Below are 15,180 nucleotides of genomic sequence, written 5' to 3' on the forward strand. Positions count from 1 at the left end.
CGAGTCGGCCTTTTTCGCTGCCGTGCACTCATGTTGAAAACGCTCTAATACCTTATGGAAATGGCGGCACGAACGGCTCGACGCCTTCGCATTCCGCCTCGGGATGGTGCCTTTTGACCAGCGCTTCCACCTCCTCCACGCGCTCCTTGGGCGTATCCACCATGACCAGCAATTCACCCCGCTCCAGCGCGGCCTCGTAATCCCTAACGCGGCGATTGCCGACGCTCGCGCCAATCAAACTGGACCACCAAGCGCCGAGGCCCGCGCCGGCCAGGGATATCGCCAGCACCGCGCCACCGCCCAGCACCAGTCCCGTGGGCAAGGCCACGGCCACCAGCCCGGCCATCATGCCGGTCATGCCGCCGATGGCGGCGCCCTGTTCCAGTGCGGGCAGGAAATCAGTCTTTTGTAGGAACGTGGCCTCGGGCAAATTTTCGAGCGGGGTGTCCCGTTTGGCGAGGACGTGGACATGCCGCTCTTCCACGCCCGCCAATAACAGTTCGGCCACGATCTGGTGGGTCGTCTCGATGTTCGGGACCAAGAAATGGATGCGCTTCATCATGATTCCACCTCCACGGAGTTCGGACCCGCCCTAAAGACGCCGCAGGTTGCGGGCGGGGCGCGGCCAATGTCCTATTGGACCGTTCCCCAGCGCCGGATGTTCTTTAGGTGATGTGGGGGAGCGGAAACTGGAGTCCAAAGCAAGCGTTGGACTCCAGCGTCGCAGGGCGGGCGCGGGATGTTCAGGCGGGTTCCCGCATGGCCCGCATCAAGCGCTCCACCGCCTCGACCAAGCGGGCGATGCGCGGATCGTCCGGGGCGATGGCGCCGGTTTTGGCTTGGCGCTCCACTTCGATGGCGGCTGCCGTGACCTCCGGCGCGAAGAAATGGCCCGCCATGCCTTTCAGCAAATGGGCGATTTGGCGGATGGTCTCGGCGGGCTGATTCAGCGCGGGCGTCAATTCGAGGATTCGCGCTGCCGCCTCGTCGATGAACGAGGTCTTCAATTCTTCCAGTAGCTCCACATCGCCAGCCAGCCGTTCCAAGGTGGTTGCCGCATCCCAGACCGAATTCGCGCTGGGACTGGCGGCGAGTGGGGCGGTCACGGGCGGTGCGGCGGAAGGCAGCCACCGCGATAGCATGTGGGCCAGCCCATCCAGCATGAACGGCTTGGCGAGATGGCCGTCCATCCCCGCGCCCAGGCATTTTTCCCGCTCGCCTTCCAGGGCGTTGGCGGTCAAGGCCACGATGGGAAGGCGCGACCGGCCCAAGGCGCTCTCCCGCGCCCGCCAAGCGCGGGTGGCGGCGTAGCCATCCAAATTCGGCATCTGGCAGTCCATGAACGCCAGGTCGTAAGCGTTCCGTTCGAGTTTCGCCAGCGCGTCCTGGCCGTCGGCCACCAGGTCCACGCTGACCTCGAATTGCTCCAACATTTTCAGCGCGACCTTTTGATTCACCACGTTGTCCTCGGCCAGCAGGATTCGGCGGCCGGCGAACCTGGGCAATGATTGCGCGGGCTTCGGCGCGGTCTCCGGAGCCTTGCCCCAGCCCTCGTCGAGCGCCGACACCAAGGCGTCGAACAAATAGGACGGCCGCACCGGCTTGGTCAGGGTGCGGCCAATGCCCGCGTCGGCGCATTGTTTGTCATTGACCGCGCCGCCCGAACTAAGTAGCACCCGGGGCAGGCGGTCGAAGCGTTCGTCCTGGCTTAAGATGCGCCCCAGCATCAGGCCGTCGATCTCCGGCATTTGCATGTCCAGAATGGCCAAGTCGAAGGGCCGCCGGTCCCGGTGCGCCGCCAACAGTATCTCCATGGCCTCCAGGGCATGACTGGCGGCTTCCACCTCTGCGCTCCAGTCCATCAGGAAGCGCTTCAGAATGTGCCGGTTGGTGGCGTTGTCGTCCACGATCAATATCCGCCGCCCGGGCAGGCTCCGGGCTTGGTCGGCCATCTGGGCGGGGCGCGTTTCCAGCTTGGCGGTGAGCCGGAAGGCCGAGCCGCCGCCCGGCTGGTTCTCCACCTTGATCATGCCGCCCATGGCCTCGACGATGCTCTTGGCGATGGAGAGACCCAGCCCGGTGCCGCCAAACCGCCGCGTGGTGGCGCCGTCGGCTTGTTCGAACGGACGGAACAGCCGGGCCAGGGCGTCATCGGGAATGCCGATGCCGGTATCCCTCACGTCCACCCGCAGCAGGATGTGCTTCTCGTCAAGGGCCACGCTGTCGGCCTCGACGGACACCTCGCCCCGTGCGGTAAACTTGATGGCGTTGCCAATCAGGTTGTTCAACACTTGGCGCAGCCGCATGGGATCGCCGGCCACCCGGGCGGGGATGTCCGAATCCACGAAGCAGTTGAAATCCAGCCCCTTGGCATGGGCGGAACCCGCCAGCAACAGGCTGGTTTCCTCGATCAACGTCCGCAGGTTGAAATCGGTGTGGTCCAGTTCCAGCTTGCCCGCCTCGATCTTGGAGAAGTCCAGAATCTCGTTGATGATCCTCAGCAGCGTCTCCGCCGAACCCGCCGCCGTCTCGGCGCATTCCCGCTGCTGGGCGGTGAGCGGCGTGCGGCACAAGAGTTCCAGCATCCCCAGCACGCCGTTCATGGGGGTGCGTATCTCGTGGCTCATGTTGGCGAGGAATTCGCTTTTCTGGCGGGAGGCGCTCAAGGCCGCGTCCCGCGCCGCTTCCAGGGCCAGCCGGGCGCGTTCCTGAAGAACGGCGAGACCGAGGTTCTCGCCTAACTGCTTGAGCATCGCGAGGCGCTCGGCATCCAGGTGCGGATGGGGTTCGGTATAAAGGCACATGACGCCCAGCGCCTCGCCGCCCGCCATCAGCGGGACGATGTAGTGGCCGTGGTTGGTCGCGCCTTCATACTGGTGTTCGTGGCGCGGATCGCAGAAGCAATCCTCGGACACCAGCAACTCCCCGGACGCCGCCGCCCGCCCGCACAAACAGGCGCCCAGCGGGACGCAGCGCTCCCGGTGGACGAATGCTTCGCTGAACTCGCCGGACAAAACAAACATGTCCAAGCCCTGGCCGTCCAGGCGCTTGAGGAAAATCCCGCCCTTTTGCTGCAAGTCCAGATCAGGCAACGCGAACAGCGCTTCCAGCACCGACTCAAACCGCTCTTTGAGCGGCTGCGGGCGGTCCAGAATATCCATCACCGTCAGGCGGGCCGCCGCGTCCATCCGGCTCAAGGCCAGCCGTTCCTCTTGGATAACCTTGTCGCTGATGTCCCGCTGGATGGAGACGTATCCCAGCCGTTTCCCGGCGGCGTCACAGATGGGGGTGATGGTGAGTCCCGCCCAATAAAGATCAGGGTCCGGCGCGCCGCCCGGGCCGTCCACCACAATCGGATCGTCCTTGCGGCGGCTCAGAATCCGGCTGGCCGAGGCGGACAGGCTGGGCCGGACGGCGGTGCCGGGCCTGCGGCGGTTCAGCAGGTGGCCGCTCCAGGACTCGTTCCGGCTCAAGGCCATCCACATGGCGTCATAAGTGGCGGGCGAGGTCCGGCCACTTTTCAGGATGGCGGGCTTCCGGCCTATCACGTCGGCCTTGTCCCAGCCGGTGAAGCGGCAGAACGCGGGGTTGGCGTACTTGATGGACTCGTCGGCGTCCGTCAGCAGGATCATGTCCGCGCTGGCCTCGACCGCCATGCGCAGGCGTAGGAGTTCATCTTCCTGGGCTTTCTGGGCGGTGATGTCGCGGTGAATGGCGACGTATTGGCAAGGCTCGCCCCGCTCGTCCTGAAACGGCACGATGGTGGTGTCCACCCAGTAACGGCCACCGTCCTGGCGCCGGATTTGAAACTCGCCATGCCACACCTTGCCCTGACTGATCGTCGGCCAGACATCCTCCAGGCGGGGCAGGGCTTCGGCGGGAATCTGTCCGCCATCCCGCAGTTGTTCCTGGGTGTAGCCGGACACCCGGCAGAATTTTTCGTTGGCGAAAATCAGCCGCCCGGTGGTGTCGGTGATGGTCACCAGGGCGTGTTCATCCAGCGCCCGCTTGAGGTCGGCGTTCAGGCGTTGTTCCCGCCCTACTTGGCTGCGCTCTTGCGCGAGTCCCAGGTAGAGGTTCTTGATCCACGCGAACCACAGCACCAGCCCCGACAGCAGGGCCATCGCCACCGCGTCCAGGGTGATTTCCAACCAGAAGGGCGGACTCATGCCCTGCTGCCGGGCCAGGTCCAGCAACAGCATCGCCAAGGTTTCGGTGAGCGCGATCATGGCCGTCACGGCCACCAGGGTGCGGCGGGGGCAGGGCGGAACGGGCGTCGTCACGGGGGGAGAGGCGGGCGAGAAGGGCATGGCCGGGGACCGTGGTTAGAATCAAAACATGTACATTTAGCTTAGCTGGGTTGATGCATTGTGGCGCTGAGATTTGCTGGGGCTGGACGAGGCGGGCGGGGATTTTGTAGGGTGGGTTGGGCGCACGGCGAAGCCAACCGGAATATCGAATCTTTCGGAATGTGCGCCTTCACCCACCCTATAAACGGCGATGGGTTCCGTTGCGCTTAACCCAGCCTATTAAACTGGCCGAACTTAGAACCCAACTTAGAACCCATCTGGACTTGTTCCTATGAATAGCGTCTATGTAGAAACATCCATCATCAGTTATCTTGCTGCCAAGCCGAGCCGGGACTTAATTATTGCGGCCCACCAGCAAATCACCCACGAATGGTGGCAATGCCGGAGCAGGTATGAGTTGATTGTGTCGGAGCTAGTGGTTGTCGAGGCTTCGAGAGGAGATGTGTCCGCCGCCGCCCGCCGCTTAAGCTATCTTGAGGGCGTGAAGCGCATTGCGGTTTCCCAGATAGCGCTTAATTTTGCCAAGCAATTAGTGTAGTGGCAGCAAGGCTCGTCCCGGAAAGCGCTGCGGCGGACGCTGTTCACATCGCCATGGCGGCCACCAACGGTGCCGATTATCTGCTGACCTGGAATTGCGCCCATATCGCAAACGCGGCGACGCGCCCCAAGGTGGAGGCTTGGTTTCGTATCCGTGGCATTACTCCGCCAGTTATTTGCACACCAGAAGAGTTAACCGGAAATCCGCCATGACCAACGATCCCATTGTCGAAGAAATCAGGAAACTCCGTCAGGAATACGCCGCCGAATTTAATTTCGATCTGGATAGGATTTTTGACGATCTGAAAGCGCGAGAGCGCCAATCCGGCGTACCGCATGAAACCCGGAATCCCAAGCCATTCGAGCCTGAGCGCCCAGTCGCGGCATGATGGGTAACAAACAACAACAGGACTTACGCGGCGGGCCGTTCGTGCTGAGGTATCGAAGCATGAACGGCCCGCCGCCCACCCCGAGGACAGCATGAAACCGGGCCTTCTTTATCTCACCCTCCCCTGGCTGCTCGCCTTCATCGGCACCGCCCCGGCGTCGGTCCAACTGGATGACCCGCTCACCTTCCCCGACACCCCCATCGAGAGTCCCCCACGGAATTACGCCCGCCCCTCCGCGACCTTCCAGGCGGCGGACATTGCGCCGGGCCTGTCGGTGGATACCGGCCAGCGCGAGGCCGTCCGCAACTTCTATAACGCCCTGTTCCACGCCTCGGAGAACGTCCCCATGAACTGGACCGGCAACCTGACCGGGTGCGCGGCGGGCACCAGCAACCCGGCCTACCGGGACGCCGGGTTGCTGCGCATCAACATGCTCCGCGCCCTGGCGGGCGTCCCGGCGGCGGTGACGCTCAACGACACGCTCAACGCCAAGGCCCAGCAAGCCGCGCTGATGATGAGCGCCCAAAACGCGCTTAGCCACTTCCCCGATTCGGCCTGGGCCTGCCACACGGCGGACGGCGCCGACGCCGCCAGCAAATCCAACCTCAGCTTAGGGTATGCCGGACCCGAGGCCATCACCTTCGGCCAGATGCAGGACGAGGGCGACAACAACGCGGCGGTGGGCCATCGGCGCTGGCTGCTGTATCCGCAAACCCAGGAAATGGGCCTGGGCGACGTGGCGGGCGATGGCACCCAGAATCATCTTCCCGCCAACACGGTCTGGGTGCAGGACAGCCACATCCGCGATCTTCGTCCCGTCACCCGCGATGACTTCGTGGCTTGGCCGCCGCCCGGCTATATTCCCTATAACTTGGCTTTCCCGCGCTGGTCGCTGTCCTATCCCAGCGCCGATTTCAGCCAAGCCAGCGTCAGCGTGCGGCGCGGTGGAGCGGACGTCCCGGTTTCTGTGGAGCCACTCGCGGATCGTATCGGCGAAAACACCCTGGTCTGGCGGACCAGCGACGCCCTGTTGACCGATCCCGCACCCATCGTCAACGGTGACGCCATGTTTTCAGTCAGCGTGCGTAACGTGCGGGTGAGCGGCCAAGCGCGGGACTTCGCCTACGATGTCACCCTGTTCGACCCCGACCGGCCCGACACCGACAGCGTGCTGCCCCAAGTCGCGGGCGCGGATCAGCCCGCCGTGGGCCGGAACAACCCCTACACCATTCAGGGCGTGGTGCCCGCCGCCGATGGCTTCGATTGGCTCCATGCCGACGCGAGCGCCTTCACCGCCGTGCAAGGCGCCGAAACCGGCCTGGGCAATTTGGAACCCGACACGACGCCCGGCTATCGCGTGGACACCGACGAATTCGCCGCCGCCGGACGCCGCGCCTATCATCTGATGGACGCCCAGTCCAAGCGCCAGCTATTGACCCTGGACCGCTGGCTGATGCCGGGCCTCAAGGCCACGCTGAAATTCCAGAGCCGCTTGGCCTTGGCGACCACGTCCGAAGCCGCCAGCGTGCAAGTCTCCCTGGACGGGGGCAACGCCTGGCGCGACGTTTACACGCAGTTCGGCAATGACAGCGGCTTTCCGGTCGAAGCCGGCTTCACGCCCCGCGCCATCGCCCTGGATAACTTCGCGGGGCGGCTGATTCGTGTCCGGTTCAGCTTCGATATTCCGAACCGCCGCGCCTTCACCTTCTTCTCGCCCGGACCGGGCCGGGGCTGGTACGTGGACGAAGTGGCCTTCGAGGACGCCACCGCGCTGGACGCCCCCGCCGTGGCCCCGGCGGATTCGACCGGCCATTTCGTCTTCAATCCGCCCGCGACTGGCGACCACATTTTGGCGGCGCGGGGCACCTTGCGCGGCCATCCGCTGGAATGGGGACCGGCCCGGCCCGTCCGCGCCGTGGCGGCTGGCCAGAATCAAGCGCCTGTGGCGAACGCTGGTCCCGACCGGGCGGTGGTGGTCGGCAATGTGGTGAGCCTCGACGGCGGCGGCAGCGCCGATCCCGACAACGGCCCGCTGGCATTCGTTTGGAGCCAAACCGCCGGCCCAGCTTCCGTGACTTTAGCGAATATCGCCCAACCCAGCTTCACGCCCACCGTGCCGGGCAGCTATGTGTTCAGCCTCGCGATCAACGACTCTGACCTGACCAGCGCCGCCGACACGGTGACGGTGGTGGTCAGCGCCGTGTCTGTCCCGACCAACCAAGCCCCGGCGGCGGACGCTGGCCCGGATCGAACAGCGACCGTGGGCACGGCCATCGAACTCAACGGCACCGCCAGCCGCGACCCGGACAACGGTCCCAATCCGCTGAGCTTCGTCTGGAGCCAAGTGTCCGGTCCCACCGCCGTGAGCTTGGCGAATACCGCCCAACCCAGTTTTGCGCCCCAAGCCGCTGGCAGCTATGTGTTCAGCCTGACCGTCAGCGATGGCAATCTGGCGAGCGCGCCCGACACGGTGGCGATTGCCGCCAGAACGCCAACCCCGCTGACGCTGCTCTCGCCCAATGGCGGCGAGAATTTGAGGGTGGGCCAAGTCGTGCCGGTGCGGTGGCAATCCTTCGGTGTCGGGCCGAAAGCCAACTTGCAGCTCCAGTTCTCGAAGAATGGCGTCAAATGGACCTCGCTGAAAACTGCGAAGAACAGCGGGCAAACCACCTGGAAAGTTGCCAAGGCCCAAGTCGGCACAGCGGTGCAACTGCGGTTGTGCGGCCCGGCCAGCTTGCCTAAAGCCACGCGCTGCGACGTCACTGACGGGGCGTTTCGGGTCCAACGCTAAACCGCTGATTCGCTGGTTCCCAAGCCCCCGCTTGGGAACCCCGTTTTGGAGGCACTGGCTTCCCCAGGCCGCAAATGGCTGGGAGTTGGGCTAAGCGATTTGGGATCGAGTGTACGGTGGTGGGAATGGGCTTCAGCCCACGATCAGGCTTGGCTGTCGCGGGCTGAAGCCCGCTCCCACGGCCTTTCTGCTCGCCCATGGGAAGATGAAAACGCTCTAAGCGATTTGGGAGGCAGAGCTACCAAGAAATGGGTTCCCAAGCGGGGGGCTTGGGAACCAGCAACGGGCAAGTAAGGTAATATTGCCGCCTCTTTTTGATTAATCCTTTTAGTCCCCCCAACCACACCCATGACTCAATCGACACGCTACACCGGACTCATCGAACACTACCGCGACCGCCTGCCGGTCGGCCCGGATACCCGGATCATTTCCTTATGCGAAGGCAACACGCCGCTGATCCAACTGACCAATATCCCCAAGCTGATCGGCAAGAACGTGGCTATTTACGTCAAGTTCGAGGGGCTGAACCCGACCGGCTCCTTCAAGGACCGGGGCATGACCATGGCCGTCACCCAGGCCGTGTCGGAGGGCAGCCGCGCCATCATCTGCGCCTCGACCGGCAACACGTCGGCGGCGGCGGCGGCTTACGCGGCGCGGGCCGGCATCGCCTGCTTCGTGCTGATCCCGGACGGCAAGATTGCTTTAGGCAAGCTGGCCCAGGCCATGATCCACGGCGCGAAGGTGCTGCAAATCCAGGGCAATTTCGACGACGGGATGCGCATCGTGAAGGAAATCGCCGACCACGCCCCCGTCACCATCGTCAACTCCATCAACCCGTTCCGCATCGAGGGCCAGAAGACCGCCGCCTTCGAGATCGTGGACGCTTTGGGCCGCGCCCCGGATTACCACTGCCTGCCGGTCGGCAACGCGGGCAACATCACGGCCTATTGGAAGGGCTACACGGAATACGCGCTGGGCACCGCCACCCACGCGCCCGTGACCGACCGCCGCCCGGTGATGTGTGGTTATCAGGCGGCGGGTGCCGCGCCGTTCATTTCCGGCGAGCCGGTGGACAACCCGGAGACCGTCGCCACCGCCATCCGCATCGGTCGCCCGCAATCCTGGGACGGTGCCTGGAACGCGCGGAAGGAATCGGGCGGCTGGTTCGCGGCGTTCACCGATGAGGAGATTTTGGCGACGCAGAAGCTGTTGTCCGAGAAGGAAGGCATTTTCTGTGAACCGGCGTCCGCCACATCGGTGGCCGGGGCGCTGTTCGACATCAAGAATGGCAAGATTCCCGAGGGCAGCACGATTGTCTGCACGCTGACCGGGATGGGCCTGAAAGACCCCGACACCGCCATCGGCCAGTGCGACGTGAAGCCGAGCAAGATCGCGGCGACGCTGGACGCGGTTAAGGGGGCGATTTTGGCGGCGATGTAGCAGGCAGGAGCGGGGTGGGTCGGAAGGTTTTAATCACCACACGACCCACCCTGGTCAGCATGGCGACGGTGGATTCACGCCGGATAAGCCACCTCTATTCACCGCCCCAACTCATTCAACAAGCTCACCAAATCCTCCGCGTGTTCCTCCTCGGTCGCCAGAATGGATTCCAGCATGGCCCGCGTGGTGGAATCGTCGTTGCCGATGTAGTCGATCATTTCCCGATAGCTGTCGATGGCAATCCGCTCGGCCACCAAATCTTCCTTAATCATATCCAGCAGCGAATCCCCCTCCACATACTCGGCATGGCTCTTGGTGAGCATCCCCTCCGGGGACATATCCGGTGCCCCGCCCAGTTGCACGATGCGCCCGGCGATTTGGTCGGCGTGTTCCTGCTCCTCGTGAGCGTGCTCTAAAAACTCCGCCGCCACCGTCTGCGCGAACAGGCCGTTCGCCATGAAATAATGCCGCTTGTAGCGCAGCACGCAAATGAGTTCCGTCGCCAAAGCCTCGTTCAACAGGCGCAGGACAATCTCCCGATCCGCCTTGTAGCCAAACGTCACTGCACCCTGCTCGATATGCCGCCGCGCCCGGTCGCGCAGGGTCTTGATGTCGGTGAAAAAGGATAAGTCCGCCATGCTGGGTTCCTCGCTGCCTGTCACAAAAAAGCTGAGTTACTCGGTATGACAGGGTTTCCGGCAAAAAAGTCGAGGCGCATTGGGCGGAGGACTCACGCCGAACCGCCCGCCCATCCTGACGTACAATCCTTCCCCGGTATCGGCGGCATGGACTTCAGAGGCATGGCAATCACGGCACGGCCACGCAAGGTCGGCAAACTTGGCATCGTTTTGGCCGTCGGCGCGGCGCTGCTGGTTATTTATGCGGCGGTGGGTTTCCTGCTGACGCCTTATTTGATCCGCGCCCAAGTTCTGCCCCGCCTGTCGGCATCCATCGGTGCCACGCTGACGGCGGAAGAGGTGGCGCTCAATCCCTTCCGCCTCGCGCTGGTCGCCCACGGCATTGCGTTGAAGGACAAAGCCGGGCGAGAACTGGCGGCGTGCCGGGAATTGTCCGTCGATGTCGATGGCCTGGCGTCCCTCGCCCAGCGGCGGCTAACCATGAGTGGGCAGGCCATCGAGCCGGTCTTGCGCCCGGCCTTGGACAAACGCGGCCAGCTCAATTTCGCGGCGCTGGCTCCCGCCGGTGAAAGCGGTGACAAAGCCGTCCCGCCGCCCTTCCTCATCACGCGCTTCGCCGTGGCGCGCGGCGGGGTGGAATTCCGGGATGCTTCCCGCAGCCAGCCCTTCGCCGTGGCGTTCAAAAACGTGGCGCTGAACCTGGAAAACCTCGGCCTGGAAACTGACCGCAAGGCCAGGTTCGATTTCAAGGCCCAGGGCGAGGCGCGGGAAACCGTCGCCGCCCATGGCACGCTTTCACTCGCGCCGCTCGTTTCCGAAGGCACGCTGGACGTGGCGGGCGTGAGTCCGGCGGCTTGGCTGGATTGGCTGGCACCGGATTCGCCGGTCAGGTTCCGGGCGGGCAAGGTGGAGGCCCACGCGGCTTACGCGCTCCGCGCCGACGGCGGCAAGCCCCGCTTCGACCTTCGCGCCGGGACGGGCAAGGGCGAGAGGCTGGAATTGGCGATGCGGAATGAGCCGCCGCACTGGGTGAACATCGGCGCGGTGGAATCCGGCGGCTTGGCCTTTTCCCTGACGGACCGGCGCTTGACGCTCGGTTCGGCCAAGGCGCGGGACGTGGTGACGCCTTGGCTGAAAATCGCCGCGCTGTCGACGGGCGGGCTTTCCTACGATCTGGAAAAGGAGCGCTTCCGGCTGGAGGCGGCGGAACTCAAGGACGCGCTGGCGTTGGGTCCGCTGGAAGCCCCGCCGCAATCCAGCGCCGGGCCAGCGCCCACCCCCGCATCCGCGCAAGACCCGCCCCGCGCCGTCCGGCTCGACAGTCTGCGTGTCGCCAGAATCGACGGCTCGCTTCAACAACAGGCGATAAGCATCGGCTCCGTGGTGTCGGCGCGGGCCGAAATGGACCTGCGGCAACTGGCCGATGGCCGCATCCAAGCAAGGGGCTTGCCGCCGCTGCCGATTCAGGCCGTCGAGGCGAACGCCGAGGCCGGAGCCTCGCCCGCCCCGCCGTGGAGCCTGCGGGTCGGGGAAATCCGGCTGGACGGCTATTCCGTGGCGCTGATCGACGAAACCGTGGAGCCACCCGTGCGGCTGAATCTGGAGTCCGCCGCCTTCACGCTGACCAATTTCAGCACCGGGCAGGGCGACCTATTCCATTACCGGCTGGACACCGGCGCGGGCGAGCGGGGCCGCATCACGCTGGACGGGGAGGCCAAGCTCAATCCTGCGCAAGCCAATTTCCATTTCGCCGTGGACACGCTGTGGCTGCGGCGCTTCCAGCCCTATTGGCAGCGCTACACGGGCGTGGACTTGGCGCGGGGGCTGCTCAATGCATGGGGCGATGTCAGCGTGCTGGCCGACCCGGAATTCAAGCTGGATTTTTCCGGCGGCGCCGAGGTCGTCGATCTGGCGACGGTGGACCGGAAGGAGCGCAAGGATGTCGTCCGCTGGAAGTCCCTCAGGCTGGACGGGCTGACGGTCAACAGCCAGCCCAGGCAGGTCGCGATCCGCACGCTGTCCGCCGAACAGGCCCAGGCGCGGGTGGTCATCACCAAGGCGGGCGGGCTGAATCTGGCGCGGGATTTGTTCAACGCCGACGTGAAGGACGCCAAGCCCACCCCACCCGCCAATTCGCCGCCGGGCGAAGCCTGGCCGGTGGTCATCGGCGTATTGCGGATCGTGGATGGCGGGATGGATTTCGAGGACGAGACGCTGGAACCCAAGTTCATGGTGGACATCCGCCATCTGAACGGCGACGTGCGGGGCTTGACCTCGCGGCCCGACGCCCAGGCCGAGATACGCTTGGAAGGCCGCATCAATCACAATTCCCCGGTGAAGATCGTCGGGCAACTCAATCCCGCCCATATCCGCGACCATGCCGACATCGTGCTGGCCTTCAAAGGGCTGAACCTGACCACGCTATCGCCATATTCCAGCAAGTTCGCGGGCTATCGCATCGAGAAGGGCAAGCTGGACATGGACTTGCGCTACCGCCTGCACCAAGGCCGGTTGGAGGCGGGCAACCGGATGGTGCTGGACCAACTGGTGTTGGGCGAGCGGGTGGACAGCCCCACGGCCACCACCTTGCCGGTGGATTTGGCGGTGGCCTTGATGAAGGACTCGGCGGGCAAGATCGACCTCAACCTGCCCATCAGCGGGCGGCTGGACAATCCCAAGTTCAGCCTGCGCGGCCTGTACGCGGACGCCTTCGGGCAACTCATCGCCAAGCTGGTGGGTTCGCCGTTCGCCCTGCTTGGGAATCTCATCGACAGGGAGGACGAGGACTTGGGCTACGTGAAATTCCAGCCGGGCGAGGCGGCGTTGGCGACGGATCAGCAATCCAAGCTGGGCGTGCTGGCGGACGCCCTCAAGCTGCGCCCGCACTTGAGCCTGGACATCCGGGGCATGGCCGACGTGCGGCAGGACCGGCTGGCCTTGGCGGAGCGTGCCCTGTTTGAGCGGCTTAAGAACGACCGGCGGATCGAATTGCGCAGACTAGGGAAGCGGGTGTGGGGTTCGGAAGCGATTGAGCTGGCGGAGCAGGATTACCGGCGGCTGTTCATCCAGTTCTACCGGCAGAGCCACCCGGACGAGCCGGAAGCCAAGGCGCTGGCCACAGCGAAAAAGCCGCTGCTGGCCGAGCCGGATTTCCAACTGGCGCGGCGCAAGGCGCTGGAGCGCTGGGCCGTGAGTGAGCTCGACCTGCGCCTGTTGGCCCAGGCGCGGGGAGAGAGCATCCGGGATTATCTGGTGCGACGGGCGGGTGTTTCGGACCAGCGGATTTATTTGCTGGATGTGCGGTTGGATGAGCCGGGAGACCGGGAGATCAAAGCGTTCTTGAGCTTGAGCGGGTCGTGAGGAAGACCGACTCGGTTTCGAAAACCGAGTCGGTCTGGCGAGAACCCTCAGCCCCGCTCGCTGGCGCCCGCGAACAGCCGATAGGCCGGATTATGGGTTTCCTCCCGATAGGCGAAGCCCACGGTTTCCAGGAACTGCCGGAACACCTTCCGCTCTTGTCTCGGCACCTGAATCCCCATCAGCACCCGCCCGAAGGCCGCGCCGTGGTTGCGGTAGTGGAACAGGCTGATGTTCCAGCGCCCGCTCATGGCCTCCAGGAAATTCAGCAGGGCGCCGGGCCGCTCGGGGAACTCGAAGCTGTAGACCACCTCGTTCAGCAGCTTCGGCGCGTGCCCGCCCACCATGTAGCGGATATGCTCGACCGCCAATTCGTTGCCCGCCAGGTTGAGGACTTGGTAGCCCCGCCCGCGCAGTTCTTCCAGCAACGCCTCGCCATCCTTTCCGCCACCGCCGATTCTGACCCCCACGAACAAATGCGCGGCGCTGTCGTCGGAATAGCGGTAGTTGAACTCGGTGACGCCGCGCCGTCCCAGCACGCGGCAGAATTCCAGGAAGCTGCCGGGCCGTTCGGGCGTGGTGACGGCCATCAGCAATTCGCCCCGCTCGCCGACCTGGGCGCGTTCGGCCACATGGCGCAGCCGGTCGAAATTGACGTTGGCGCCGCTCTCGATGGCGATAAGGTATTGGTTCTCGATGCCGGTCGTCTCGGCGTATTTCTTCGCGCCCGCCACGCCCAGCGCCCCCGCGGGTTCGGCGATGGAGCGGGTGTCGTCGAAGATGTCCTTGATGGCGGCGCAAATCTCGTCGGTGCTGACCGTCACCACGGCGTCCACGTACTGGTGGGCGATGTGGAACGGCTCCTTGCCCACCTGCCTGACCGCCACGCCGTCGGCGAACAGGCCCACCTGCTTCAGCATCGTCCGCCGTCCGGCCCGGAGCGCCCGGTTCAGGCAATCGGCGTCGTCCGGCTCCACGCCGATTATCTTGATGTCGGGCCGCACGAACTTGACGTAGGCCGCGATGCCCGCGATCAACCCGCCGCCGCCGACGGGGGCGAAAATGGCGTGAATACCTCCTTGATGCTGGCGGAGGATTTCCATGCCGACCGTGCCCTGCCCGGCGATGACCTCCGGGTCGTCGTAAGGGTGGACGAAGGTGAGTTGTTGTTCTTCCGCCAGTTTGAGGGCGTGTTCGTAGGCGTCGTCGTAGGAATCGCCGTGCAGCACCGTTTCGCCGCCCAGGTTGCGCACCGCGTCCACCTTGATGCCGGGCGTGGTGCAGGGCATGACAATCAGCGCCCGGATGCCCAGTTGCCGGGCCGACAGCGCCACGCCTTGCGCGTGATTGCCAGCGGAGGCGGCGATGACCCCGGCCCGCCGGGCGGCGTCGGACAGCCCGGCGATTTTGTTGTAGGCACCGCGCAGCTTGAAGGAAAATACCGGTTGCAGGTCTTCCCGCTTAATCAGTATGGAATTGTTGAACCGGCGGCTGAGGCCCGGCGCGAAATCCAGGGGTGTTTCGATGGCTACGTCGTAGACCCGTGCGCGCAGGATGCGCTCGATGTATTTATGGAGCATCAATCTCAAATCCAAAAAATGGGCTAAGCGTTTGGCCGAAAAAATCTTCCCGGAATTGACGGTCTCCCGTCGCTCCCGTTGGCTGAGCCTGTCCTGAGCGGAGTCGAAGCCCGCGGGGGCGACGGGAGACAGGGGTTC

Annotated in this window: 9 protein-coding genes; 5 read left to right on the plus strand and 4 right to left on the minus strand. The window is 64.6% G+C overall.

Annotated features, from left to right (window positions below):
• Positions 1–52 precede the first annotated feature (52 nt).
• Both ACXWUF_RS07715 and ACXWUF_RS07720 read right to left on the minus strand, forming a co-directional pair.
• Complete coding sequence (locus ACXWUF_RS07715; protein ID WP_458494091.1) at positions 53–562, minus strand: DUF1269 domain-containing protein; 510 nt, start codon at positions 560–562, stop codon at positions 53–55.
• A gap of 181 nt (positions 563–743) precedes the next feature.
• The gene (locus ACXWUF_RS07720) at positions 744–4,310 is read right to left on the minus strand and encodes a response regulator (RefSeq protein WP_458494092.1); all 3,567 of its coding nucleotides are present in this window, start codon (positions 4,308–4,310) and stop codon (positions 744–746) included.
• A gap of 271 nt (positions 4,311–4,581) precedes the next feature.
• Here ACXWUF_RS07720 and ACXWUF_RS07725 point away from each other — a divergent pair, with 271 nt between their 5' ends.
• The 4 genes from ACXWUF_RS07725 (at position 4,582) to thrC (ending at position 9,467) form a co-directional block, all read left to right on the plus strand.
• Positions 4,582–4,848 carry a hypothetical protein gene (locus tag ACXWUF_RS07725; protein ID WP_458494093.1) on the plus strand — a complete coding sequence of 89 codons (267 nt, stop codon included), beginning with the start codon at positions 4,582–4,584 and terminating at the stop codon, positions 4,846–4,848.
• Positions 4,849–5,056: 208 nt separating this feature from the next.
• Entirely contained in the window at positions 5,057–5,236 is a 180-nt protein-coding gene (locus ACXWUF_RS07730; protein ID WP_458494094.1) for a hypothetical protein, read from the plus strand.
• A 91-nt stretch (positions 5,237–5,327) separates the two neighbouring features.
• Positions 5,328–8,027 (plus strand): PKD domain-containing protein, encoded by a 2,700-nt coding sequence (locus tag ACXWUF_RS07735; protein ID WP_458494095.1) that lies wholly within the window; start codon positions 5,328–5,330, stop codon positions 8,025–8,027.
• A gap of 348 nt (positions 8,028–8,375) precedes the next feature.
• Positions 8,376–9,467 carry a threonine synthase gene (gene thrC / locus ACXWUF_RS07740; RefSeq protein WP_458494096.1) on the plus strand — a complete coding sequence of 364 codons (1,092 nt, stop codon included), beginning with the start codon at positions 8,376–8,378 and terminating at the stop codon, positions 9,465–9,467.
• Positions 9,468–9,565: 98 nt separating this feature from the next.
• On the opposite strand, the gene ACXWUF_RS07745 is transcribed toward thrC, so the two are convergent.
• Positions 9,566–10,105, minus strand: a complete 540-nt coding sequence (locus ACXWUF_RS07745) for a ferritin-like domain-containing protein (protein WP_458494097.1) — start codon at positions 10,103–10,105, stop codon at positions 9,566–9,568.
• Positions 10,106–10,267: 162 nt separating this feature from the next.
• Here ACXWUF_RS07745 and ACXWUF_RS07750 point away from each other — a divergent pair, with 162 nt between their 5' ends.
• A complete protein-coding gene (locus ACXWUF_RS07750) occupies positions 10,268–13,465 on the plus strand; it encodes a DUF748 domain-containing protein (RefSeq protein WP_458494098.1) in 3,198 nt (1,065 codons plus the stop codon).
• A gap of 47 nt (positions 13,466–13,512) precedes the next feature.
• Here ACXWUF_RS07750 and ilvA read toward each other — a convergent pair whose 3' ends face one another.
• Positions 13,513–15,042, minus strand: a complete 1,530-nt coding sequence (gene ilvA / locus ACXWUF_RS07755) for a threonine ammonia-lyase, biosynthetic (protein WP_458494099.1) — start codon at positions 15,040–15,042, stop codon at positions 13,513–13,515.
• Positions 15,043–15,180 lie beyond the last annotated feature (138 nt).

Source organism: Methylomagnum sp. (assembly GCF_054333355.1).